The sequence below is a fragment of the Pseudomonas sp. AC083 genome (genome assembly GCF_979253165.1).
The window spans coordinates 250418-275891 of record NZ_CEEDDH010000001.1 but is presented as its reverse complement, the minus strand read 5'-3'; the positions used below and the strand labels follow the sequence as shown (position 1 = coordinate 275891).

17 protein-coding genes and 2 pseudogenes are annotated in these 25474 nt (G+C 59.4%); 15 read left to right on the top strand and 4 right to left on the bottom strand.

What is annotated here, in order from left to right; translation table 11 throughout:
• Positions 1-196 precede the first annotated feature (196 nt).
• Entirely contained in the window at positions 197-5035 is a 4839-nt protein-coding gene (locus AC0IXA_RS01125) for a dermonecrotic toxin domain-containing protein (RefSeq protein ID WP_471811227.1), read from the top strand.
• 71 nt (positions 5036-5106) lie between these two features.
• On the opposite strand, the gene AC0IXA_RS01120 is transcribed toward AC0IXA_RS01125, so the two are convergent.
• Positions 5107-5376 carry a PepSY domain-containing protein gene (locus AC0IXA_RS01120; RefSeq protein ID WP_341637590.1) on the bottom strand — a complete coding sequence of 90 codons (270 nt, stop codon included), beginning with the start codon at positions 5374-5376 and terminating at the stop codon, positions 5107-5109.
• Between the two features lie 153 nt (positions 5377-5529).
• On the opposite strand from AC0IXA_RS01120, the gene AC0IXA_RS01115 reads away from it, so the two are divergent.
• Positions 5530-6531 (top strand): FecR family protein, encoded by a 1002-nt coding sequence (locus tag AC0IXA_RS01115; protein ID WP_281881338.1) that lies wholly within the window; start codon positions 5530-5532, stop codon positions 6529-6531.
• A gap of 52 nt (positions 6532-6583) precedes the next feature.
• Here the strand turns inward: AC0IXA_RS01115 and pvdQ are convergent, their stop codons facing one another.
• On the bottom strand, positions 6584-8923 hold the full coding sequence (pvdQ, locus tag AC0IXA_RS01110) for a bifunctional acylase PvdQ (protein ID WP_471811225.1): 2340 nt from the start codon (positions 8921-8923) through the stop codon (positions 6584-6586).
• Positions 8924-9166: 243 nt separating this feature from the next.
• Between pvdQ and AC0IXA_RS01105 the strand changes: the two genes are divergently transcribed.
• Positions 9167-9544, top strand: coding sequence for a fe2+ zn2+ uptake regulation protein (locus AC0IXA_RS01105; RefSeq protein WP_341637593.1), 378 nt, complete (start codon positions 9167-9169; stop codon positions 9542-9544).
• Between the two features lie 18 nt (positions 9545-9562).
• On the opposite strand, the gene AC0IXA_RS01100 is transcribed toward AC0IXA_RS01105, so the two are convergent.
• Positions 9563-9751, bottom strand: a complete 189-nt coding sequence (locus AC0IXA_RS01100; RefSeq protein ID WP_016770563.1) for a hypothetical protein — start codon at positions 9749-9751, stop codon at positions 9563-9565.
• A gap of 357 nt (positions 9752-10108) precedes the next feature.
• On the opposite strand from AC0IXA_RS01100, the gene AC0IXA_RS01095 reads away from it, so the two are divergent.
• The 5 genes from AC0IXA_RS01095 to AC0IXA_RS01075 are packed head-to-tail and all read left to right on the top strand — an operon-like array spanning position 10109 to position 17158.
• Entirely contained in the window at positions 10109-11356 is a 1248-nt protein-coding gene (locus AC0IXA_RS01095) for an MFS transporter (protein ID WP_471811223.1), read from the top strand.
• 9 nt (positions 11357-11365) lie between these two features.
• Entirely contained in the window at positions 11366-12496 is a 1131-nt protein-coding gene (locus AC0IXA_RS01090) for a LuxE/PaaK family acyltransferase (protein WP_471811221.1), read from the top strand.
• Between the two features lies 1 nt (position 12497).
• Positions 12498-14900 (top strand): acyl-CoA reductase, encoded by a 2403-nt coding sequence (locus AC0IXA_RS01085; protein WP_471811219.1) that lies wholly within the window; start codon positions 12498-12500, stop codon positions 14898-14900.
• A gap of 43 nt (positions 14901-14943) precedes the next feature.
• On the top strand, positions 14944-16254 hold the full coding sequence (locus tag AC0IXA_RS01080) for a phenylacetate--CoA ligase family protein (protein ID WP_471811217.1): 1311 nt from the start codon (positions 14944-14946) through the stop codon (positions 16252-16254).
• Positions 16223-17158: a GNAT family N-acetyltransferase gene (locus AC0IXA_RS01075; RefSeq protein ID WP_341637598.1), complete on the top strand. Its 936-nt coding sequence runs from the start codon at positions 16223-16225 to the stop codon at positions 17156-17158. The genes AC0IXA_RS01080 and AC0IXA_RS01075 overlap by 32 nt, the downstream gene beginning before the upstream one ends.
• Before the next feature lie 45 nt (positions 17159-17203).
• Here AC0IXA_RS01075 and AC0IXA_RS01070 read toward each other — a convergent pair whose 3' ends face one another.
• Complete coding sequence (locus AC0IXA_RS01070) at positions 17204-17731, bottom strand: hypothetical protein (RefSeq protein WP_024012886.1); 528 nt, start codon at positions 17729-17731, stop codon at positions 17204-17206.
• 353 nt (positions 17732-18084) lie between these two features.
• Between AC0IXA_RS01070 and AC0IXA_RS01065 the strand changes: the two are divergent.
• The 7 genes and pseudogenes from AC0IXA_RS01065 to glgA form a co-directional block, all read left to right on the top strand.
• Positions 18085-19215, top strand: a pseudogene (locus tag AC0IXA_RS01065) (HAMP domain-containing protein); the annotation flags it as partial.
• A 333-nt stretch (positions 19216-19548) separates the two neighbouring features.
• Positions 19549-20076, top strand: a pseudogene (locus tag AC0IXA_RS01060) (methyl-accepting chemotaxis protein); the annotation flags it as partial.
• Positions 20077-20317: 241 nt separating this feature from the next.
• Complete coding sequence (locus tag AC0IXA_RS01055) at positions 20318-20764, top strand: DUF411 domain-containing protein (protein ID WP_041480975.1); 447 nt, start codon at positions 20318-20320, stop codon at positions 20762-20764.
• Complete coding sequence (locus tag AC0IXA_RS01050; protein WP_471811215.1) at positions 20764-21198, top strand: YqaA family protein; 435 nt, start codon at positions 20764-20766, stop codon at positions 21196-21198. The genes AC0IXA_RS01055 and AC0IXA_RS01050 overlap by 1 nt, the downstream gene beginning before the upstream one ends.
• An 86-nt stretch (positions 21199-21284) precedes the next feature.
• On the top strand, positions 21285-22331 hold the full coding sequence (locus AC0IXA_RS01045) for an alpha/beta fold hydrolase (RefSeq protein WP_122612246.1): 1047 nt from the start codon (positions 21285-21287) through the stop codon (positions 22329-22331).
• 12 nt (positions 22332-22343) lie between these two features.
• Positions 22344-23297: a D-2-hydroxyacid dehydrogenase family protein gene (locus tag AC0IXA_RS01040; protein WP_471811213.1), complete on the top strand. Its 954-nt coding sequence runs from the start codon at positions 22344-22346 to the stop codon at positions 23295-23297.
• Between the two features lie 590 nt (positions 23298-23887).
• Complete coding sequence (gene glgA, locus AC0IXA_RS01035) at positions 23888-25474, top strand: glycogen synthase GlgA (RefSeq protein WP_016774645.1); 1587 nt, start codon at positions 23888-23890, stop codon at positions 25472-25474.

The following is a 25474-nucleotide window of genomic DNA, read 5'->3' as shown; positions in this document are numbered from 1 at the left end:
CGTACGGTCGATTTTGCCCACCGATTAACCGCGCCCGAGCTGCCAGCTGTCAACCCTTCGATTGATGGGCATCCGCTGGCGCGCCCTGATGCACATTTCACGGTCAGCGTGTGCGGTAACTATCTACCGCAAGTGCTCCAGCCTGCGCATCTACTGTTGAGTTCCAGCCCGATGGCGCCCGTTCAGAGTTGCAATGATGTCCACCCCGACTGCCCCGCTGTTGTTTCCAGTGATATTCGATTCACCCGGCCTGCACGTTGACCTCGGCCCAGCACACGGTCTCAACAGCAAAGACTTCGACTGGCTTGCCCATGCGCAACTGGCGACGCAATCGCTGCGCAACAAGCAGACCCCGCCGATGCTGGCCGAACGCATCCTGCTCAACGCCGACAAGCAACAGGCCGTGCCGCTGGCGGGCAGCTTCATGCTCAGCGCAGGGCCGGATGACAACGGCGTGTTTCTCTATACGCCCTACGATGGCCTGAAAAAATTCGCTGACCGCCAAGCACTGACGGACGCACTGCAGACACGCCTCGACAATGCCGGGGAAGCTGATGATCTGCTGGCTTTCCTCTCGGTTTCGCTGCGCAAGGAACTGGTGGAAAAACGCGGGATTACCCTGACCTGCGAAACCATCGAAGGTGATGTGTTCGAGGACCAGCAAGCGGCAATCGGCGAATCCCTGGACAGGTGCGCCCGTGACCTGCTGGACGAGCTCAAACGCCTGCCATCCCTTGCAACGTTGCTGGAAAAGATTCTCGATGAACTGCTCGAACCACATTTTGCCGCGTTGCAACAGTCGCTTACCCGGGTCGGTTTCTATTCGGCGACCTCCTCTGAGGGCAAACAGTGGGTCGACTCGCTATCGCTGACTCAAGCGCTGCTGCTGCACTTTCATCGCCAGGGCTGGCCGCACGGTCAGACCGTGGAATTTACCCATCCCGCTCGTTCGGTAAGCGAGGACGATCAGTCTGCCTGGACAAATGCGATCAAGTCCGCATCGGGAAAGTTGACCATGCTGTTGTTTCGGCAGCTTGAGATCTACTGGAATGGCGCTTCATTCGAGGGTTCGCCCAGACGTACTTTCTTCAGCCAGACGCTACAGGATCAAGCGCGAGCGGATCTGATGATCAAGCGCGAAACGCAGATCCTCACCGCCAGCGAGTTCGACGCCCTGCACAGCCTGGTACGTGAGCCAACCGTTGCGGTACGGCGGCCAACGTTCGAAACCGTGTGCCTGAGCGAAGAGACAGCCTGTGTCGAGCTGGCCGGCTCGCTGATGATCAATCATGACAAGGCTTATCTCTATACGCCCAGCCAGGGCCTGCAGGTGCTCACCGACTACGCCGACCTCAAACAGACACTGACCGCCAAGCTGAGGGCTGCCGGGCACGAAGATGAACTCTACGGGCTGATGAATCTGCAAGAGCGCAATCGTTACCTCGGCTTCGCTAATGCCCAGGTATCTGGCGAAAACATCGGCGGTGAGATCATGACGACGCTGTTCGAGGCGATCCTCACCAAGCAACGTCAGAACATTGAATTCGTTCTGCAGCGTTTTCGCCAGAGCGCGCGCAGCACCGACGTCCATGCGCTCTTCGACAAGGCGTTGGATATCCGCTCGATGATTCATGAACGGTTGCTCAAGCTCGACGTCAATCAGCGCTGGAGCACGCGGCCGCTATTTACCAGTACGCCGCCATCGTCACTCGTGCAGGCGGACAAGGCTGCGCAGCAGGCGACTCGTCTGGGGCGAACGCTGGATAATCTGACCAGCCACTTCAAAGATCAACCGACCGGTAACGGCGCCGAACAGCGCGCTTTTCTCGAAGGCATTCTGTGGAAACTGGCGCAGGCGTTCGAAGATGGCCTGCGTGGTGAGGCGTACATGCGCAGTCTCAGCGGCTCATGGCTGGAGGCGGAACGCAAGATCGTCGACACCGTGTTCGATTCCAGGCATCCCACACGCAGGGACCGTCACTCACTCAATGGTTTTCGCCCCGATGCCTGGTCCCTCACCCTCAATGGTGCCAAGTTCAAAGGTGCGCTGCCGCTCGCTCACTGCGTGCTGCTGACCGAGCGCGGCGGCATGGACGTGAAACATTCAGGGCGCGCCATCCTCTGGACACCGGCCATGGGGCTGGAACTGTTCGACGATATCGACAATGTGCAAAAGCAACTGCAACAAAGGCTGGACGACAATAACCAGAGTTACGCGCTGCTGGAAAATCTGCCAAAGGCGCAACATCGATTCGACCAGCAATACACCTTGGGCGAGTTTCAATTGATTGACGGCAGTGTCTCCCGAGACCGCATGCAATCGACCATTGAGCAGTTCCTCGCTGAATGCGCAGTGCTGCGAGTGTGTATCAAGGAACCGAAGACATTGGCGACGTTCCTTGGTGAAATGAAAAACGCTGTCATCGATACCAATCTGCAACGCGCGATTGATCTTGCACGAACTCTTTCGCGTCATCTGGACTATCCCGACTGGTTGCGCATGGCCTCGGCGACGGAGCAACGCACGCAACTCGCTCTGCTGGATGAACTGCGGCACGCGTTCATCAATGGCAAGGATTTCCTCGATGACGTCCCGGCGCTGGCCACTCATATCGAGCAGACCCTCAAGACACTGCTCGACGCCCGATTTCCAGGCAACGGGCTCAAGCCACAGGACATCCGGATTACCCCCAACCTGACACTGGCAGGCCCTGCCTGCAACCTGCTGGAGTTTGCCTTGCATCACTACAACGTCGTGCAGGGCACCGGTTTCAAAGTCGCATCGACAACAGCCACAGCATTGCCAAAGGATTTTGCCCAGTCCGCGGTACGGCAATTACTGCAATCTCTTGACGTCACCACCACCTACACGGAGAAAGTGACCGAAGCGCTGTCCGCCGACAGCGCGTCCGCACGTGCCAGCAAAAAGCGTTTTTTACGCCAATTACCCTGGCAATTGATGCAACACGCCCACTCGATGAAATTGCAACAGCAGCTTTCGGATACCGGTTATGACTACATTTGCCAGGTCCTCGACATGCCGGACGGGATAGCGCGGGCTATGGTCGAGGGTGCCGATGCCATCGCTTGTCCGCTATCGTTGATCAAGACTGCAGGCGCTGATTGCGTTGACGCGCTCGGATTGTATGTCCTCGGTCCGGGCGCAGGGCGAACAGGCCCCCGGGTTATCTATGCGCCTTACTCCAGGTATGTATTTCGCGAGTTCGAAAACGAAGCGCAGTTGATCGAAGCACTGAATACCTCCGGGCACTTCCAGGATTTGATCATCCGGCGTCTGCCTGAGGCCCAGCAGGCGGTCTTCAAGAGTCTGTTGAAAACAACGATTGGTAAAAAAAGTGAAATCACCCTTCATGACACGCCCATCAATGACAACCTGCTTGAACGGTTTCACCAGGATACTCTGAGCCTTCTGCCGCAACTGCTGCGTAGCCAGCCACAGATCGACGCCCAAGCGGATTGGGAAGCGGTGAAGTCTCTGTTCAGTCACGGCGTGCGTCTGGTGCCACATTTGCTACCGGGCAAACTCGCATCCGTTTTTTTCCTCTGGCGAAGCTACCAGGACTTCAAGGCGTCCGCCGAAGGCCTTCAGGATCACCACTGGGCAAACGCCCTGAAAAGCTTCATCGCAGGGGCAATTACACTCTTCAGCCTGGGACGTCTGTCCTGGGAAAGCGAGGCAGAAACGGCCAGTTCCGAATTCGCCGCAGAGGCGCACGCACCAGCCTCTACAGCCACGACGGTGCAAGTAGCCTCTCGCTGGGCAAAAGTGCCACCCGTCACCCCCGCTCGTATCGACTTGCAAACCTTTGAAACCAGCACTGCGCTGCAAAGCCTCAAGCTCGATGCCAATAAGCTGGTCTACGGAGATTCTTCGACGACGCAGAAATACGCCGCCATTGCCGGCAAGGTGTATCCGGCGGTGCAGATCGAAAAAGCCTGGTATTTGCGCAAAGAAGACGGCAGCCAGGGGCCGTCACTCGAGGAGAAGAATTCCCGTCTGGTCGTTGCGAGCACCAGCCAGCCGGTTTATCGCTGCCGATCAAAACAACGTGACGCCGCTCAACACGAAGTGGAGGAAAACCGTTCAATCGAGATGTACGTCCAAGCGAGAGGCATGACCCAGATCAACCGTCGCTATCCCGCCAGAGCGTTTGTGATACAGCAAGCCGTAAATCGTGCCAGGGAATACGCAGTCAATTGTCTGCATAACTACGTTACACAGCGCGACAACTTCGAGGGCAAACGATTGGAGACGGTATTAAAGAATTTCTTCGAGGTGACTGACATAACGCCCTCGCTGCTCAGCAAGCTCGAGAAGGTGATAATTCCTGTTTGCCAGGAACTGACGAACCCTAAAGATGATTTGCTCTACACCGAACGCTTTTTGGCGGGTCTGAACGCGAAAGGTCGGGCGAATGTCGTTGCATTCGTTTTCAAACAGGACAAACAAAAAATAATTCATCTTACTGAGGTATTTTTCAATCCCGGAATGGACAGATACACCGCCCATTTGCCTCCTCGGTTCAATGTCGATTCTCACGCACGTGCTGTAACGCTTATCCATGAGCTCTCGCATCTGGTTTGCGACAGCGATGATCTTGAGGTCGTGCAAGCCATGGCGCCTTATCTGGACCTCATCGATACGGCGACGGACGCGGGGAAACATGCCAAGGAATCCCTTGAGCGTCATCGCAGCTTGTTGTCGCGCTACGGCCAGCACTTGTTTGCAGTGAAGACCGGCCATCAGGTCTGGACCGACCTGGATCAGATGCCGACGCATGCAGGGAATTACAACAAAATACTCAGCCTTACCAAAACCACAAACCTTGCCGATGCACGCCTGGCGTTTTGCAGCTCTCAGTCTGCGGATGCGCGGATTGACGTCATGCTCGCCAACGCCGACTCGATCGCGTTGCTTATCAGCGAAATGGGCCGCCAGCTCGACCCGCTTCCCGCCCTTTCATCATCGGGTTCGAGTTCGGATCAGGCAGGATCCTCGCAAGCGCTGCCGTGAAGACAAAAAAATGCGCTGACGTCGCGCCAGCGCATTGCTCAACACAAGAATCAGTGAGTGCTTAAAGTGGGTTAGTCCTTCTGGTCCCGCAGCACATTGCCGGAAGCGCCATCAATGCGAAATTCGTAAACAGCGCCGTCGGCCTTGCGCCCTTCGCCTTCCCAGTAGCCGTCATTGTCGGCGCCAATCTCATAGACCTCGACATAACCGGCTTTGGTCTTGGCGACCTCGATGGCTTTCTCGATGGTGATCCAGCCTGCGCCTGGCTTGTCCGCCAGAGCGGCACCGGCGCTGAGCAAACCAGCAGTGGCGATCAGGGCTGCGAATGTCTTTTTGATCATTTTTTCACTCCATTTATGGATAGTAGGCAGTTGCTTCCTGTTTTTTTGGGCGCCACAGGGAAAAATAAGTTCCACGTTGATGGGTAAATGCCATGACGGATGTTCTCGGCAGCCTGCCGGCGAGGTTAGAATGAGCGAAATCAGGACGAGTCAATGACCCAAGACACTCTCTCGGAAGCCGAATACGATGCGATCACCGATGCCGCCGCGCACTGGTGCATGCGTTTGCACGCCGCCGACTGCACGGACGAGGAGCGTCGCGCATTTGAAATCTGGCACGCTGCGCATCCTTTGCACGCTTTCGAATACGAAGCCATGCAGGAGATCTGGGAGGTCGCCGGAGATTTGCCTCGAACCGAGCCCGAAGCACTCGCGGCGCAGCGCAAACCCTTGCGTTCGTGGCGCAAGTTCGCAGTCATTGCCGGTGCCTGCGCCCTCGCCTTGCCGCTCGCGGCTTACAGCGGCTGGAGTATGGGCTGGGTGCCCAACAGTTATCAGCATTACGCCGCCGCCGACACTGTGCGTCAGATCACCCTGAGTGACGGCAGCCAACTCGAACTCAACCTGCACACCGACCTGACCTTCAGCAACTACAAACATGAACGTCGCGTAACCCTGAACAAGGGCGAGGCGTTTTTTAATGTCAGCCATGACGCGTCTCATCCGTTTGTGGTTCGCGCCGGCGACGGCAAAATCCGCGTGACCGGTACGCGGTTCAATGTGTGGATGTACGAGGACCAGGTGCGGGTCAATCTGGTCGAAGGTTCGGTGTTGGTCAGCAGCAATCGCGATCTGCCGGGCGACGGCCTGCGTCTGGGTCCATCGATGCAGGCACGCTACCGGCAGGGCGATTACACCCCGCAAATCAGTCAGACCTACCCTGGTGACACCTCGCTGGCCTGGCGCAGCGGCCGTTTGGTGCTCGACAACCTCGCGCTGCACGACGCCCTGCCCCTGATCAATCGTTACCTGGACAAGCCGTTGATGCTGGCCGACACCAGTACCGGCGCGATCCGCGTGGGCGGTGTCTACAACATCAAAGAGATGAACAACCTCGCCAACAGCCTGCCCAAAGTGCTGCCGGTCTACCTGACCCGGAACAAGGAAGGCAATCCGGTGATCAATTCGATGCCGCAACGCCCGCCGAAAAGCTGAAGGCCGCGTCCCTTGCGGGAGGCGGCCTTCATTTGTTTCAGGGGGTGACTGTTTACTGCGCTGCCACCTTCCCTGCCTGATCCTGCTTGATCGTCTGCACCTGATATTGCGGATCCGCCTGGATCTGCTGTTCGGTGAACGGCAGGACACTCCACTGTTTCTTCGAAAACGCTGCAGTCTGATCCCGCGAGTACCTTGACATCGGATCACTGGATAACGAGAACGCCAGCAGCCCTTGGGCATGCGGGCCTTGTTCGTCGAAGCTCACCACTTGCAGATAGCTGGTGCCGCTGACCACTTCAAGTTTGCCATCCTCACGGGGCACGCTCTGCATCGCGTTGTAAATGCCCAGCGTCCCCAGCCCGCCATGAATCGGCGTTTGCTGCCCGCCACTGCTGACTACCTGGATGTCACCCCAGCGCGTGTCGGGTTTCAGGCCCATTTTGCCGACCCGCTCGACCGACGCCAGCATCGCTTCACGCAGTGCTTTGGCGACGGCAGGCTGCTCGATGGCCAGGCCGCGAGGAGTGTTTTGCGCATCTGCCGGATTGAATGCAACACGCCAGATATCGGCTGATTCAAGCAGCGCCTGCATGATGTTCTGAAAATGCACCAGACCGAGCCCGGAATCCAGATTGGCGCGGCCGTCCCACGCCTTGAGGCTGGCGCACGCAGACTTGAGTGACGCGGTATCGCTGCCCAGGTCGGCGCCGCAGAACTTCAGCAGATCGGGCATGACCTGCGTGGCCAGATAGACCTGATCGTCCATGACCATGCGCTGCAGATCCTTGATCGCCAGTGGGCCTTTTTTGCTCAGCTCACCCAAACGATCAAGCGCGAACCGTGAGCGCAGGCCCAGCGGTTGTCCTTCCTGACTGATCAGCGGTGAATAGCCGGTGAGCGGTTGAGCCGGATTGGCCAGCCATGCCGAGTCGTTGGAGTGCTGAACGAAATCCCTGCGCAGCAATTGCGGCAACTGGCTGGAGGCGAAGATGCCCTGCTGCGCGGCTTGCGGATCGACATCCCAGGCACAGCCGCTGTTGGCACCGTCCAGGACAATCATGCGCAGACCGAGGCGTGGGTCGCTGCACTTGGCCAGTTTTTCCGCGCTGACATTCGGCACCACCGACAGGTTCATGTAAAGCGTCTGGCCCTTGTCATCCACCGCCAGAGTATTGACCCACGGGATGCCCTGAATCTTGTGCACTGCGTCTTGCAAATCCTTGAGACTGCCGGCCCGGTTCATTGCGTACCACTGTTTGAGCACGCGATCGTTGTCGAGGTTGGCATCGCGCAAGCTGTAGGCGTATTGCTTGTCCCAGTCGAGCTTGCCCGGCCATTGCACGATCGGACCGAACTGCGAGCTGTAGATGTCGCGCGCAACCGGTACGACCTGTCCGTCAGCCTGCTTGACCTGCACGGTAACCGTCTGTTTGCTCAGTGGCAGCGACTTGCCGTCGAGCAGGTAGCGGGTCGGATCCTTTGGATCGAGTTGCAGGCGATACAAGGTGAAGTGTTTCGACGAGTCGACAGTGTGGGTCCAGGCCAGATGCTGGTTGAAACCGATGTTGATCATTGGCAGACCCGGCAAAGCCGCGCCCATCACATCGAGCTTGCCGGGGATGGTCAGGTGCATCTGATAGAAACGCATGCCGCCGACCCACGGGAAATGCGGGTTGGCCAGCAACATGCCACGGCCGTTGAACGAACGCTCGCTGCCGACTGCCACGGCATTGCTGCCGCGATCCAGGGCGAAACGTTGCTGGCGGGCGTCGGCCAACTGGAACGCCTCGGCATCGTGCTTGACCTGTGCGGTGGCTTGCGGCGGCGTGGCGCCGGCCAGAGCCTCGGCGAACTGCCCTACCCCGCCTTCCACCAACAGGCGCCGCGTCAGTTTGACCAGATCCTCGGCACTGATACCACGTACCCACTCGCCCTGGCATTGCTGCGGCAATCCTTGCTGGCGCCGTTCGGCCAGATAGCGGTTGTATCCGGCGGCATAACCCTCGACCAGCTCGCGGATCTGCGTCGGTTGCGCCTGCCAGAAGGTTTCGACCGCTTCTGGAGTGTTGAGCCAGGTGAAAAACACATCACTGACGCGGTTTTCCCGTTGTTCGACAGTGAACTGCTCCGGGCCGAAGTAGCGTGAGCGCTCGCCGTTGACCGTGACAATCTCGTTGGCCAGCAAGCACAGGTTGTCCTGGGCGTAGGCGTAACCGATGCCGAAGCCCAGCCCGCGTTCGTTCTCGGCACGAATGTGCGGCACGCCGAAACTGGTGCGGCGAATGTCCGCGCTGGTTTGTGCAGCCGGACTGAGTGCATGGGCCGACAGGCTCAGTCCGAACAAGGTGCTGGCGAGGGCCAGCCCGGTGAGTTGCCTGGAAATAATCACGCTTGCTCCTGATCGAAAGGTCGATTGCCCCTGCGTCCACGCGCAATGAGCCTGTCGAAGAAACGAAGCTGAGGAAAAAAATTTAGCGGGCAATCCTTCGGGACGAGGCCGGCATCACAAGGCCGAGACGAATTTGCGACGAAATTTCTACATCTTTTCTTTCATGATTTGTCGTGCTGAAACGTCTTGTTTAGAGAGCGCAACAAAACCTTTCCCGATCTGGCTCTGAAAAGGAGTAATCGCATGTACAACTCGCAACTACCATCGGACGGTAGCCAGACGCCACAGGGCGTATCCATGAGTTCGCACAACGGCAATTTCACCCAGCGCGGCGAGCGTCCGGGCAATGAGCGCATTCGTGTGCTACTGAAGAGTTTCGGCCTGCGCACCAGCCTGATTCGCCTGAAAGTCATCGACGCCCTGCTGGTGGCGGCACAAAGCAATCGCCGCCTGGGCGTACGTGGCGTGCACAGCCAGTTGCTCGATCTGGACGTGCCGTTGTCGTTTCTCAGCGTGCGCGAAGTACTGAAACGCTTGTGCGCCGAAGGCGTGATCACCTTCAACGCCGACAAGAGTTACAGCCTGCATCCACAGGCTGCGGCGGTCCTCAACCACGAATGAGGCACCGGGTGCTCGCCGTTACGGCTTGACCTTGCGGCGCATCACGCCATTGATCACCACCACAACCACCGCCACGCCGATCGCGACATACTGGAAAGTTTTCTCGGTGATCATGCCGGCGTTTTGCAGCCAGGACAGGCCCAGCATGATCGCCAGTACGGACAGGGCGATCAGAATCGAATAAATCAAGCGTTGCTTCTGGGTCATTGCGGTTTCCTGAAACGTTGGAATGTATGCGTTTGCAAGCCATACGCTTGCCGAATTACGGGGACGTGCCGGGGCGAACGGAGTGCCATGTTACAGCTGCGGAAGATTTTTCGCTGCATGGCCGCCCAACCCGGAAGCGCGGCCCGCCCGGTCGATTTACCGCAAACAATGCCCGCCCTGTCGCGGGCATTGTTGTTTCTGCCGCAATGGCAGCCAGGTAAACATGTTTGCCTTCCGCCCGCCCTTTAAACATGCCGTAAGTTTTTGAAATCTGCTGACGCAGCAAACGGCTAGGTCGGCTGTGCGTCTGCGCCTAGGCTCTGCGAACTTCCTACCACTCTTAAAACAGGGATGTTCATGCAGAGAACACTTATAGATATCGGCCCCAGGCAGGTTGCGGGTTTCTGTCTGGCGCTGACCGCTTTCGAACTGCTCACTTACATGGCCAGCGACGTGATCATGCCAGCGATGCTGGACGTCACTACCGACCTCGAAGCGGACGCGCGGCATGTACCCCATGCATTCAATCTTTATCTGTTGGGTGGCGTCTGCCTGCAATGGCTACTGGGTCCCTTGTCCGATCAATTCGGGCGAAGGCCACTGTTATTGATCGGTAGTGCGCTGTTCGGTGTGTCGTGCGCGGCAGCTTTCAGCACCGACAGCATTGAAGCGTTCAACCTGTTGCGTCTGTTGCAGGGCATGGGGCTGGGATTCGTCGTCGCCGTGAGCTACCCGGCATTGCAGGAGGTTTTTTGCGAAGCCGACGCCGTCAGGCTGATGGCGTTGCTCGGCAATGTTGCGTTGTTATCGCCGTTGCTCGGGCCGCTGCTTGGCATCCTGCTGCTGGAATGGCTGAGCTGGCGGGAAATTTTTCTGCTGCTGGGATGCACAGCAGCGCTGGTCTGGCTCGGCCTGTTGCTGTGGATGCCGGAAACCGTGGGCGTCGAGCGCCGCGACGGTCAACAAACTCGCCGGGTGCCCTTCTCCTGGCGCCTCACTTGTCGGCGCTACGGTGCGCTGTTGGGCAATCCGCGTTTCCTCTGTGCCAGCCTGGCGCTCGGCCTGATGAGTCTGCCGCTGATCGCCTGGATAGGCCTGGCGCCATTGCTGCTGGTGCGGGTGCTGGACATGCCGCCGCTGGAATATGGCCTGTGGCAGATACCGGTGTTCTCGGCAGTCATCGCCGGCAATCTGATTCTTGACCGCTTGCTGCAGACTCATTCGCTGACGCAATTGATTCAACTGGCGCTCTGGCCGTTCTGTCTGGGCCTTCTGTTTCTGGCCGCGTGCGCATTGCTCGGTGCGGGGCTTGGACCGGTGGTGGCGAGTCTGTCGCTGTACGCCGTCGGGCTGGGCATGAGCAATGCGGCGGTGTATCGCCTGGCGCTGTTTTCCAGTGACGACAGCAAAGGCCTGGTATCGGCGCTGACCGGCATGATTTCGATCGCCGTCATGGGCCTTGGCGGTTCGCTGATTGCTGCCATCGGTGGCGGCAGCCGTCTTGAATACTTCGCTATCTGGGCCGCATTCGGCGGGCTGATGTGCCTGCCCATGGTTTACCGGCTCCTGCAAACCACCACCGCTGATGTGGCCTCGCCTCAATAAGGAACATGGATGACTCACCTACCCTATGCCGACGCGCTGTGCGCGTTGACGCAACCCTATTGCCTGAATTCAGCCCCGCTCGATCTGTTTGATCGGGCGATGACCGAAATCAGCCGCTTTCACTGCGATCACACCCCGGGTTACGCCCATTGGCTCAACGCCTATGGACTGACGCCGCAGGACCTCGACAATCTCAATGACTGGTCGCGTCTGCCGCCGATCTTTGCCAGTTTCTTCAAGCAACACCTTCTGCTCAGCAGCACGGGGACGAACGCCCTGGAACTGACTTCGTCGGGCACCAGCGGGCAGAAAAGCCGGATGCGTTACGACGAACGCAGCCTGGCTCGCGCGCAGTTCATGGTTGCGCAGATCTTCCGCCATTACGCCTGGGACACTCCCGATAGTCCGTGCAACTACCTGCTGTTGAGCTACGAACCCGAAGGATGCATCACCTTGGGCACCTCGTTTACCGACCAGTTTCTCTGTCGGTTTGCCCCGGTCAATCGCGTGGTCTACGCCTTGCGTAACACTGGTCGCGGCCATCAGTTCGATGTATTCGGCGTGATCGCCGCGTTGCAGTCTTTCGCTGAAGAAGGCTTGCCAGTACGGATTTTCGGCTTCCCGGCGTTTCTCTGGCAGACCCTGCAACGCATGCAGGCTACCGCTGTGCAGGATGTGCAATTGCCCGCCGGTTCGCTGGCCTTTTTTGGCGGTGGCTGGAAAACCCAGGCTGCGCAGGAAATTCCCAAACAACAGTTTTACGCCCATATCCATCGGCAACTGGGCATCGAACCGGCCCGCTGCCGCGATGGTTACGGTGCTGTCGAGCACGCCGTGCCTTACATCGAATGCGCCCGTCACCGCTTTCATGTGCCGGTGTATTCGCGAGTGCTGATTCGCGATCCGGCGGATTTTTCCCTGCTGCCCTATGGCCAACAAGGCCTGCTCGGCTTCGTCTCGCCTTACATCTCATCGAGCCCGGCCCACGCCGTGGTCATGAGCGACCTTGCCACGCTGCACCCGGGCGCAAGTTGCGGCTGTGGATTGACCAGCGACTGGTTCGAACTGCACGGCCGCGCCGGGACCACAGCGGGCAGAAGCTGCGCAATGGCCGCCGCCGAATTACTGGGAAGTCACTGATATGTATTTGATCAATGGACAACTGCACCACGCTTATAGCCTCGACCAAGCGCTGCAAGACCTACAACAGGCGTTGCCGCAACACTTGGCGAGGGCACTCGACAGCCGCACAGTCATCGATGCAGTCGCGAGATTTGCCCGGCAACTGCATGACGCGCACTCGGATCTGCCCCTCGACAACGAGCAGCGGCAGGCCCTGATCGATTTCTGTCAACCCGAAGCGCTAGCCTACAAACGCGAGCGGGAATTGGGCGCCGAAGCCGATTGCCTGCGTCGTTTCGATTATCGCCAGCCACGCTTCGAAGCCTGGCATCCGCTCGGTCTGGTGGTGCACATCACTCCGGCCAACGCGCCGCTGCTGGCCTTTTGCGCGGTGGTGGAAAGTCTGCTCGCCGGCAACGTCAACTGGTTGCGCCCCAGCCGCAGCGATCAAGGCCTGACGGCGCAACTGTTGCACGCGTTGGTCGACTGCGATGCCAGCGGACAACTGGCCGGACATGTGGCGGTGATTCCAGCGAGCACCGAGCAGATCGGCAAGCTGTGCAAACCCGCGAACGGGGTTGCAGCGTGGGGTGGCGAAGCGGCCCTGCAAGCGATTCGGCAACAGTTGGTGCCGGGTTGTCGCTGGATCGATTGGGGGCACCGCATCAGCTTCGTCTATCTCACCCCGGAATCGTCTACGCCGGAGGCGCTTGATGCCGTCGCCGACGAAGTCTGCCGACTGGATCAGCAGGCCTGCTCCAGCCCGCAATGGCTGCTGGTGGACAGCGATGATCCGCAGGTTTTGTGCGATATCGGTGAACGCCTGGCGCAGGCCCTGCAACGACGCGCCGCGCAAGGGCCGGCTCTGGTACCGACAATCCAGGAAGCCTCGCAAATTACCACGCACACGCAGATGGCCCGCCTCGGCCAGAGTTTCGCCGGTCACACCGGGCAAGTCTGGAACGGCCCGGGCTGGCGGGTGATGTGGACCCATGATCGGCAACTCGCGCCTTCACCGCTGTTTCGCAGCGTACTGCTGCACCCGCTGCCGCAAGCGCTGCTCACTGCCGCCCTGTTGCCGTGGCGCAACGTCCTGCAAAGCTGCGCGCTGATGTGTGCGCAATCGCGCATTGCCGAGCTTACTCATGCGCTGATCGCCGCCGGGGTCACGCGTATCGCACCGATCGGCAGCATTCACGACGGTTACGCCGGCGAACCCCATGACGGCGTCTATGCGCTGCAACGTTTGAGTCGGCGGGTATCGGTGAGTCTGGCGGCCACGCAGCTGCCGAATCAGGCCAGTCTCGATTCACCGCCACTCGCGGCGAAATCGTGCGCTGCAATCATGAACAAAGAGGCCTTCGTCGCCCAGCCCATCAACGATCAGGCGCAGTTGTATTTCCGCTCCGGAGGCAGCAGCGGCACCCCTGCTCTGGCCGGCTACAGCTATCGCGATTTCGATCGGCAGATGCGCGCAACCGCTGACGGCCTGTTCGCCGCTGGTCTTGATCCGGCGCGGGATCGGGTCATGAACCTGTTCTTCTGTGGCGGGCTGTACGGCGGTTTTCTCAGTTTCAGCAAAGCGCTGGAATTGCTTGAGGTGACGCACCTGCCCATGGCCGCCCCTACAGATGACGACTACCGCGAGATTGCCCAACTGATCATCGACCAACGGGTCAACGTGCTGGTGGGAATGCCCGCCACACTGCATCGCCTGTTTTTGAACGAGCAGCAGCGGCTGCGCGCTTATGGCGGGGTTGAAAAAGTCTTTCTGGGTGGCGAGCACCTGAGCGAGCAGAACCGTGCATTACTGCGCAGTTGTGGCGTCGCGAGCATTCGCTCGGCGATCTATGGCAGCGTCGATGCCGGCCCGCTAGGCCATGCCTGCAAGGCTTCGGCGGATGGGGTTTTCCATCTGATGAACGCAATCCAGCACTTGGAAATCGTCGCGTTCGATGAGGATGTGCCGGTGATCGACGATCAAGTGGGACGGCTGCTGGTGACCTCGCTCGCCCGTGAAGGGGGCCAGCGCGTGCAGCGTTATGAGATTGGCGACACCGGGCGCTGGCTGCCGGGCGTCTGCGCCTGCGGGCTGAAGTCGCCACGCTTCGAGCTGTTGCAACGCCACGGCAAGCTGTTGCGCATCGGCACTGACTTCATCTCCCTGAGCGAATTGGCGTCGCGGCTGCAAGTGCCGTTTCAGTTGCAGCTGGACCACAGCGCCGAGGGCGTCGAGCGCATGCAACTGCACTGTGAACTTGCGGCCGACATCGCTAAACCCCGTCTCGCCGATTACCTGACCCTGATGACCGTGGTCGACAGCGGATTGCTGGTGCTGCAGATCGAACAATGCCCGCCCGAGCACTTCGTTCAAAACAAACACAGCGGCAAGACGCCGCTGGTCATTGACTCCCGCCGCTGACGCTTGCCGTGAGCTGGCTCATTCGAATCAAGAAGAACACACCGTGAAAACAACCGACCCGATTAGCGAATTGATGGGTTTTGCCCGCAAGCATTCGCCCTACTACAGGAACAGCCTCGCCGATATTCCCGAGGCAATAAGCTCGCTGCGCGAACTGCCACTACTTGATCCGGCAGACTTCTGGAAAGACAGCGCGGATCTGGCGCAATGGCCGGTTCTGACTGCCCCGATTGCCCACGCCCTGGTCTTCAAGACCGGTGGCTCAACCGGCGGCGGCAGGCTCTCCGTATATGCCCGCACGGAATGGCAACGCACAGTGGAAGCTTTCGGCCGCAGTCTGAGCGAGCAATTCAGCTCCGGCGACCGTGTCGCCAACCTGTTCTTCGCTGGCGACCTCTACGCCAGTTTTTTGTTTATCCACGATTCACTGGCCCATGTTGAAACAGCGATCACCGAGTTTCCGTTTACCGGCGAAGTCGACCCGCCAATGCTGGCCGATGCCATCGTGCAACACCGGATCAACGTGTTGGCTGGCGTGCCTGCGCAACTTTTGACCTTCGCCAGTTGGCTCCAACAACGCGGCCTTGCGCTGCCCTTGGTTGATACCGTGCTTTACGGCGGGGAGAGCCTGTTTGCCTCGCAACGCCAGCTCCTTGAGCAAGTGCTGCCAAACGCGCGCCTTGCCTCGATCGGCTACGCCAGCGTCGATGGCGGATTCATTGGTGCCAGTCATCCTGACTGCATCGAAGGAGAACATCGCACACCTGACGGTCACGTGCTGTTGGAGATTGTCGATCAGCACAGCGGCGCAACGATCGAGGCCTGCGATCAAACCGGACTGCTCGTACTGACCAACCTGAACCGGCGCTTGATGCCGCTGATCCGCTATCCCGTCGGAGATCTTGCGTGCTGGCGCGAACCGCCGGGCACTGCACGACGCAAATTCGCCCTGAGAGGACGCAGCGGCAATAGCCAGCGGGTGCGGGTCGGCATTCTGTCGCTGATGACCGATGAAATCAGCGAAAGCGTACGGAGCATCACTGGCAGCGACGATTGGCAATTGCTGATCGAACAAGCCAACAGCGCAGATGTGTTGACGTTGAAATACGCAGTCATGGAACGATCGGCGCTCATCGACGAGAAACTTGAGGCCCGCTTGATCGAACTGTACCCGCCGATCGCGCAACTGCGGGGTGAGCGGTTATTGGAGCTGCGCATCCAGAGTTGCCGGTTTGAGGACTTGGCGCGCCATCCTCGCGCAGGAAAAAGCCTGCGGATCGTCGACTTGCGCTGCTATGGCCCGGACGAGAGGGAGGTGCGTGATGGAGTCGTTGATTCTGCGCAATTACCGTGACACCGACGCAAAGGCCGTCAGCCAGCTGTTTCGCGAGGTCTACGGTGATCATTACGTGCAAACCGACGTTTACATGCCCTGCCTGATCAATCAGAACCACGCCGACAAACGCTGGCATTCACTGGTTGCAGTGGAGGGTGAGCGGGTTCTTGGCCATGCCACTTTGTATCGGCAGAGCGAAAGCTCGCACGATGCCGAACTGGCCTTGAGCGTCGTACATCCCGATACCCGTGGAAAGAACATTGCCACGCGGCTGGGCGGACAACTGCTGACTCATGCGCAGGCGTTGGGTTGTCGCAGCGTATCGATCAAACAGGTCACCCATCACCCTTACACCCAACGCATGGCTATCAACCTCGGTTTTCACAACACTGGATTGTTGCCGGACTATGTCCGCTCACCCTTTGGTTGTAAAAAACCGGAGTCGATCGTATTGGGTGTACGTGCTATCGATGGCTATCAACGGCCATTGCCAGAACAGGCATGGCCAGCCAGTTGCCGCCCCTTGATGGTGCGTCTGAGCGCTGTGTTCGGCGTCGGGGCTGATGCAGGACGCTGGCGCGGAGCTTCGGTTCAGGTCCAGCAGCACGGCAGCCGCCATGAAATGTGGCTGGAAAAACTCAATCCGGAACTGCTCGACCAGTTGCGATCACTGCCCGGGCATTGGCTGGTTTCGATTCGTCTACAGCTTTCGCGACAGTTTGCCGTGGATCTGCACAGTCTTAACGCCATCGGTTTTGCTTTCACCGGTCTGGCGCCTGCGCAAGACAATCGAGGAGGCTGGCTGACGTTGTTTCATCGCGGCTACCGCAAGCGCAAGCTGACATTGCATTGTCCGCACATGCAGCAGTTGCATGACCAGGCACAACGTCACATCACTCGGCAAGCCGTGCCGGCGGCGTAAACAGCATGAGCCCGCACACGGATGAGCGGGCATCATCAGCAGACGTTACGCCTTTGCCTTCAGGCCTTTGTCGGACGGAACTGCCGCATTGCCTTCGCCATAGGTCTTGAGATTCTGCAGGACGTAAATGGCTTTTTTGAATTCGGGAATCAGGCTCTTGCCGTAGTAATTGCCATTGAGACTGTTGGTCTGGATGGCATCGAGTTGCGTGGCGAAATATTCCAGCGCGTTGAACTTCGCCTCCGGGTCTTTCTGCACGCCGAAACGGTCGAATTTGTCGCCGGCATTGAGCAAGGTGATCGAGGTGATCTCGGAAATCAGGCCGCGCCCGCGCAGGAACTCGCTGAGGTTGCCCAACTGCTTTACGGAGACGTTGGCCGGGTCGAAGCCCTTGATCTGCTTGCGCAAACCCTGCTTATCCATCTCCGCCACATTCAGCGCATTCGGATCATTGCCGACCAGCGTCAGCATCTGCTGCACCTTGACGCTCTGCGAAACCTGCTTTTTCGCGCCGGTATCACGAACCATTACGCCTGCCTTGCTTTCCCAGGCGCCGGTATAGCCGATCGTCATGCGGGGATTCCTTGTGCAATGAGCATGAAATGTCCTTGTTCCAACCAATTGAATGGGCGCGAGTATCGGCCGCTTCGCCTGATCCAACCAACCCTTTTGTGCGCTTTTTTACAAATCTCGTACATTCATGACACCGAGCTTTAGGCCCGCAAACATTGCTTCAGAGCCGTCATCAGGATGTAACAAATGTGGCGATTGCTGGAGATGTACCAATCCCGATACCAACCGGTCATCGCCCTGAGTTCTTTCGGCACGCAAGTACCTAAAGCTTCCGCCGGGAACGACGATACGCTGTGATACCCGCCCTGTTTTATTCCTGCCCTCCAACAAAAAGCCGCTCAAGGATCAGTTCCATGCCCGCACTGCGCACTATTCAGGCTCGCTACACGCTGTTTCTGATTCTGTTCATCCTGTTGTTGTCCGTGCTGACCGTGGTCGGCATCAGCCAACTGGTCGCACCGACCCTGCGCGATACCGAAGAGAAGGTCGTGCTCAACCGCATCGCCGAAGTCGCCGTGCAGATTCAGGGCGAACTGAACAAGGTGCAGGCGCAGCAACGCAGCATCACCCAGACCATCCCCCTGCTCGACAGCGCCGCCATCGACGTGGTGCTGCCAGGGCTGGTGGATCAGTACGGCGAACTGAAAGTCTTTGGCGGCGGTATCTGGCCATTGCCCGGCCAGCGCGAAGCCGGGCGCAACAAGTTCAGCACCTTCTGGCACCGGGATGCCTCGGGTCAGCTCAAGGTCAATACGTTCTGGAACAGCGACGCCGCACCGAACTACTACGACCAGAGCTGGCACAAGGGCGGCATGGCCACCCCGCGCGGTCAGTGCGCGTGGGCCGCTGCCTATAAGGACGACGCCAGTGCCGAGCCGCGCACCAATTGCGCCATGGCCATCTACAAGAACGGCAGTGCCTGGGGCGTTTCGACCATCGACGTGACCCTGGGCTTCTTCAACGACCTGGTGGCGCGCAAGGAAAAAGACCTCAACGCCGAAATGCTCATCGTCGAGGCTGACGGCAAGATCATCAGTAACAGTTCGCGCATCAGCGGCCCGATCGTGTTGAAGAACATCAGCGAACTGGCGGCCAGCTCGACCTTCATCAATCAGATCAAGACCGGCCTGCAGAACCGCGATAAAGCGCAACGCGTCGAGTTCGACAACAACGGTGAAGACGCCACATTCTTCATGCGCCCTATCGAGGGCACACCGTGGTTCCTCGCCACTGCCCTGCCGACCAAAATGCTCACCGCCCAGCGTGACGATGTGCTCAACAGTCTCAGCCTGATCCAGATTCCGCTGGTGATCCTGCTGGTGCTGTTGCAGGTTTACGCGATTCGCAAACTGGTACAGCGCATGAAGGCTCTGAAAGCCAACATCGATTCACTGTCCAGCGGTGACGCCGACCTGACCCGCCGCATCACCATTCGCGCTGAGGACGAACTGGGCGCCATCGGCCATTCGGTCAACACCTTCATCGTCTATTTGCAGAACATGATCGGCGAAGTCACCCAGGCCACCGGTGCCATGGCGTCCAGCCTCGACAATCTGCAGCGCACTTCGGCGCACACCAGCCAGATTCTGCTGCGTCACGCCTCGGAAACCGACCAGACTGTCACCGCCATTACCGAAATGAGCTCCACCGCTGAAAGCGTGGCGCAGAATGCCGCTGAAACCGCTGCGTTCACCCAGCGCGCCAATGAAAACGCCGATCGCTCGCGCGTCGTGGTGGGTGAAGCGACCAACAGCGTGGTCGCGCTGATCGACGAAGTGGCCAGTGCTACACACAAAGTTGAAAACATGCAGCAGGACGCCCAGCGCATTACCGAAATCCTCGGTGTTATCGGTGCGATTGCCGGGCAGACCAACCTGCTCGCCCTCAACGCCGCGATCGAAGCGGCCCGGGCCGGTGAACAGGGTCGTGGCTTTGCGGTGGTAGCGGATGAAGTCCGCGCCCTCGCCGCCCGCACTCAGGCCAGCACTTCGGAAATCAACGAGATGTTGACCCGTCTGACCCAAGGCGTCAGTTCCTCGGTCAGTGCCATGGAAAACACCCAGGCCAGTTGCCAGTCCGCCGCTGACGCCACCGCTCGAGTCAACTCGGGGCTGGACGAAATGGCCGGTTCGGTCAGCCACATCAACAGCCTCAGCACGCAGATCGCCACCGCCGCCGAACAGCAAAGCGCAGTGACCGAAGAGATCAACCGCAGCATGGTGCAGATCCGCCACATGGTCGATGAACTGGTGCAGAGCGGCCAGGCCAGCGAGCTGAATACCCGCCAGTTGCTCGAAGCCAATAGCCGTGTGAGCGCGATCATGGGGCGGTTCAAGGTCAGTTAAGCCAACCGCGACCACGGGGATGTTGGCCTTTACGCCAATCCCCTGTGGGAGCGTGCCTGCTCGCGAAAGCGATTTTTCCGGCACCTGGATTTGCGTCTGATCCAGCGCATTCGCGAGCAGGCTCCCTCCTACAATGGTTCGGCTGTCTTGTAGCAACTGGAAACACTCAGTTGATGCCGGGATGGAAAAACCGGTCAAAATGCGTTCTTGCTGACCTTCACCGAGTCGAGAGCCCATTCCCATGCGAAGCCAACTGCGTCTGCTCGCCCTGAGCGCCCTGTTTATCTCCTCCCTGGCGCAAGCCGCCGAACTGATCCCGATCGAAGTGCACCGCGATGCCAATTGCGGCTGCTGCAAAAAGTGGATCAGCCATCTCGAAGCCAATGGCTTCAAAGTCGAAGATCACGTCGAAAGCGACATGAGCAGCTTTAAACAGCAGCACGGCGTACCACCGCGTCTGGCGTCCTGCCACACGGCGATCATCAATGGCAAATTCGTCGAAGGCCATGTGCCGGCCGATCAGGTGCTTGCGTTGAGCAAGCGCGACGATCTGCTGGGTGTGGCTGCACCGGGCATGCCAATGGGCTCGCCGGGCATGGAAATGGACGGCATGAGCGACGCGTATCAGGTCATCGGCCTGAAGAAGGACGGCGCTGATGTGGTAGTGGCGGACTACCCGGCCCGTTGATGGGGGCAGCCTACCTCGGCCTGTTCTTTGCTGCGTTTGGCGCGGCGACATTGTTGCCGTTGCAGTCCGAGGCGCTGCTGGTCGGCCTGATCGTCAGCGAGCGTTACTGGCTGTGGGGTTTGCTCGCGGTAGCGACGCTGGGCAACGTGCTCGGTTCACTGGTCAACTGGTGGCTGGGCCGTGGCATCGAGCGGTTTCAGGATCGACGCTGGTTCCCGGTCAGCCCTGAGCACATGGCCAAGGCGCGCAAGCACTACGAGCGCTATGGGCATTGGTCGCTGCTGCTCAGTTGGCTGCCGGTGATTGGCGATCCGCTGACCTTGATTGCCGGCGTCATGCGCGAACCGCTCGGGCGCTTTCTGTTGATCGTCACCCTGGCCAAAGGCGCGCGCTATGGCGTGCTGGCCTTGCTGACACTGGGCTGGCTCGGTTGAACCAACCCTTCCTGTGATTGCCTTTGTTTAACGTCGGCGTAATCCCGACCTTCCAGAGTCGGCCAATTTTCAAGGAGTTAGTGCTTATGTCCGTCACGCTTTCCCGCTGGCTGCCCGGCCTCGTCCTCAGCGCTGCCCTGCCATTAATGGCGCAAGCGGCCACTGAAACCGCCCCCGCCGAAGGGCCTGCCTACGGCCCGGAGCTGCAGGGTTTCCAATATCCCTACACGCTTAAACACTTCGCCTTCGAATCCCAGGGTCAGAAGCTGCAAATGGGTTACATGGACGTCGCCGCCAATGGCAAGGCCAACGGCCGCACCGTGGTGCTGATGCACGGCAAGAATTTCTGCGCGGCGACCTGGGACAGTTCGATCAAGGCCTTGAGCGATGCCGGCTACCGCGTGATTGCGCCGGATCAGATCGGCTTCTGCACCTCCAGCAAACCTGCGCACTATCAATACAGTTTCCAGCAACTGGCGACCAACACCCAGCAATTGCTCAAGGCGTTGGGCATTCAGAAAGCCACTGTGCTCGGCCACTCCACCGGCGGCATGCTCGCCACCCGTTATGCGCTGCTGTTCCCGGAGCAGGTCGATCAATTGGCGATGGTCAACCCGATCGGTCTGGAAGACTGGAAAGCCCTCGGCGTTCCGTATCGCACCGTCGATCAGTGGTATCAGCGTGAGTTGAAGGTCACGGCCAAGGGCATTCGCGACTATGAGCGCACCACCTATTACGATGGCCGCTGGAAGCCCGAATTCGATCGCTGGGTCGACATGCTCGCCGGTCTGAGCAAAGGTCCGGGCAAGACCCAGGTCGCGTGGAACTCGGCGCTGATCTACGACATGATCTTCACCCAGCCGGTGTACTACGAGTTCAAGGACCTGAAGATGCCGACCCTGTTGCTGATCGGCACCTCCGACACCACCGCCATCGGCAAGGACCTCGCACCGCCGGAAGTCAAAGCGAAAATCGGCCACTACGAGGTGCTCGGCAAACAGGTCGCCAAGCTGATTCCGCAGTCGACGCTGATTGAATTCCCGGGCATGGGTCATGCGCCGCAAATGGAAGAACCGGAAAAATTCCATCAGGCGCTGCTCGGCTGGCTGGGCAAGACTCCTTCCGCTCCATGATGAGGTAAGCCGATGACGGTGCAGATTGCAGTGATCGATGACTGGCAGGACGTGGCTCGCGACGTGGTCGACTGGTCCGTGCTGGAGAGCATCGGTGAAGTGACCTTTGTGCATGATTACCCGGCCGACAACGCGACACTGGCCGAGCGCCTCGGCCAGTACGAGGTGATCTGCGTGATGCGCGAACGCACGCGCTTCGACGCCGACTTGCTCGGGCGCTTGCCCAATCTGAAGTTGCTGGTCACCGGCGGCATGCGCAATGCGGCGCTGGACATGCCGGCCGCTGCAGCGCTGGGCATCAAGGTCTGCGGCACCGACAGTTACAAACATGCCGCGCCGGAACTGACCTGGGCGCTGATCATGGCGGCCACCCGTGATCTTGTGAAGGAAGCCAATGCCTTGCGCGCCGGCCAGTGGCAACAGGGCCTCGGCGGCGATCTGCACGGCAAGACCCTGGGAATCCTGGGTTTGGGCAGCATCGGCCAGCGGGTCGCGCAGTTCGGCCAGGTGTTCGGCATGCGGGTGATTGCCTGGAGCGAGAACCTCACCGCCGAACGCGCCGAACAGGCCGGCGTGACGTATGTCAGCAAGCAGCAATTGTTCGAGCAGGCCGACGTGCTGTCGGTGCATCTGGTGCTCAGCGAGCGCAGTCGCGGTCTGGTCGATGCCCAGGCGCTGAACTGGATGAAACCGAGCGCGCTGTTGGTCAACACTGCTCGCGGGCCGATCGTCGATGAAGCGGCGTTGATCAAGGCGCTACAGAAACGGCGAATTGCCGGGGCAGCGCTGGATGTGTTCGAGCAAGAGCCTTTGCCGGCCCTGCACCCATTTCGCACGCTGGACAATGTCCTCGCCACGCCGCATGTGGGGTATGTCAGTCGGCAGAATTACGAGCAGTTCTTCCGGCAGATGATCGAGGATATTCAGGGTTGGGCAGCTGGGGAGCCGGTGCGTCTGTTGAATTGACTCTTTGACTCGAGAGTCGTAGTGCTTCAACCGGCCCCTTCGCGAGCAAGCTCGCTCCCACATTGGAATGCATTCATCCTTTGGGAGCGAGCTTGCTCGCGAAGGGTCCAACTCGCCACCCCCTCCTCAACGCCACCGCACCAAATCGGTGCGCGCAGCCCATCCCCTAGCACAAAACCGTGACTACCCAGTCACCGTTTTGGCCCACTCCGACCGAAAAACATGCCCTTCGTCGGAGCGTTTCCCCTCCTGAACCCTCGCTAACATCCCGACACAACCGATTGTCGAACAATTTACCCATTTGCACCGACCCGCTCTAGGATCTGGCCTAGACTCATTTTTCAGTGGCCAAACCACTCGGTCATACCGACGAAAAAAAGTCGAAACTTTTGCTTCACGCCACAGGTCATCAGAACAACTGGGCGAAAGCGACTGGTGTAATCCTTGCAACGGCCTCACCACCCATTCTGCTTGCGCGTGTTGGGTCAGCATTTGCTCACCGATGCGTGGCGCCTTTGCGCCCGGCCACAGGACTTGGCCATGAAACAGCTTGTTCGAGACAAGAATCAGATCACACACGGGAGATACATATGATCAGTGCGGCATTGGATATTCAGGGAGAGCGTGCTCACCAGTCGCTTGGAGAATCGAGCACCATCAGTGTTCCCGGCAGCCGACAGATCAACGTACCCGGCACCAAGACGCTTGCTCCGGTAGCAAGCCAGAATCCCAACAAGAAAAAAGTGTTGTTTGTGACTTCGGAAATCGCCGATCTGGTCAAGACCGGCGGCCTCGGTGACGTCTCCGCCGCCCTGCCCCGGGCGATGGCCCATCTGCATGATGTGCGGGTGCTGATTCCCGGTTATCCGCAGGTGGTGCACAGCGAAAACCCGATTCACATCATCGGCGAGCTGGGTGGCCACGCTGCGCTGCCACCTTGCAAGATCGGTCGTATGGACATGCCCGATGGTCTGGTGATCTACGTGTTGATCTGCCCTGAACTCTACGAGCGTGAAGGTGGCCCTTACGGCGCCAACAACGGTCGCGACTGGCCGGACAACCATATCCGCTTCGCCCGTCTCGGCCTGGCCGCTGCCGACATCGCCGCCAATCTTGCGCAAATTCACTGGCGCCCGGATCTGGTGCACGCCCATGACTGGCCGGCTGGCCTCGCGCCCGCTTACATGCACTGGCGCGGGCAGCGCACGCCGACCCTGTTCACCATTCACAACCTTGCCTACCAGGGCGTGACCAGCCTTGGTTCCTGCCCGGAGCTGGGGATTCCCACCCATGCCCTGCAACAGGAAGGCATGGAGTTCTACGGCAAGATGTCGTTCCTCAAGGCCGGCATGGCCTATTCGAGCCACATCACCACGGTCAGCGCCACTTACGCGCAGGAAATCACCACCCCGGACTTCGGCTGCGGCCTCGACGGTTTCCTTGCCGCCAAGACCCAGCAAGGCCTGCTCAGCGGCATCCCGAACGGCATCGACGAGAGCTGGGATTCGGCGACCGACCCGCATCTATTTGCCCCGTTCGCCATCGGCGACTGGGAAGGCAAAGCGGTCAACGCCGCCCACGTCCGTGAGCTGTTCGGCCTGAATGACTCTACCGGCCCACTGTTCGCCGTGGTTTCGCGCCTGGTCTATCAGAAAGGTCTCGACCTCACCGAAGCGGTGTCCGAGTTCATCGTGCAGAACGGTGGTCAGATCGCGATCATTGGTCGCGGCGAGCCGGAAGAAGAGCAAGCCATGCGCGAATTGGCTCTGCGCTTCCCAGGCCAGATCGGCGTGCGCATCGGCTTCAACGAAACCGATGCCCGACGCATGTTCGCCGGCAGCGATTTCCTCCTGATGCCGTCGCGTTACGAGCCTTGCGGCCTGAGCCAGATGTACGCCCAGCGTTTCGGCTCGCTGCCGGTCGCGCGCAACACCGGCGGTCTGGCCGACACCATTGAAAACGGCGTCACCGGTTTCCTCTTCGATGAGTCCACCGTTGATAGCTACAAGGAAGCCCTGAGCCGCGCGTTCAAGGTCTTCGCCTTCCCGGAACTGCTCAACGCCATGCGTTGCCGTGCCATGGCTGCACCGTTCAACTGGAGCAAGGCAGTTGAACCGTACGCCGAACTATATGAACAACTGGTCGCCAAGGCGTTGGGTAAAGCCAGCCACAAATAA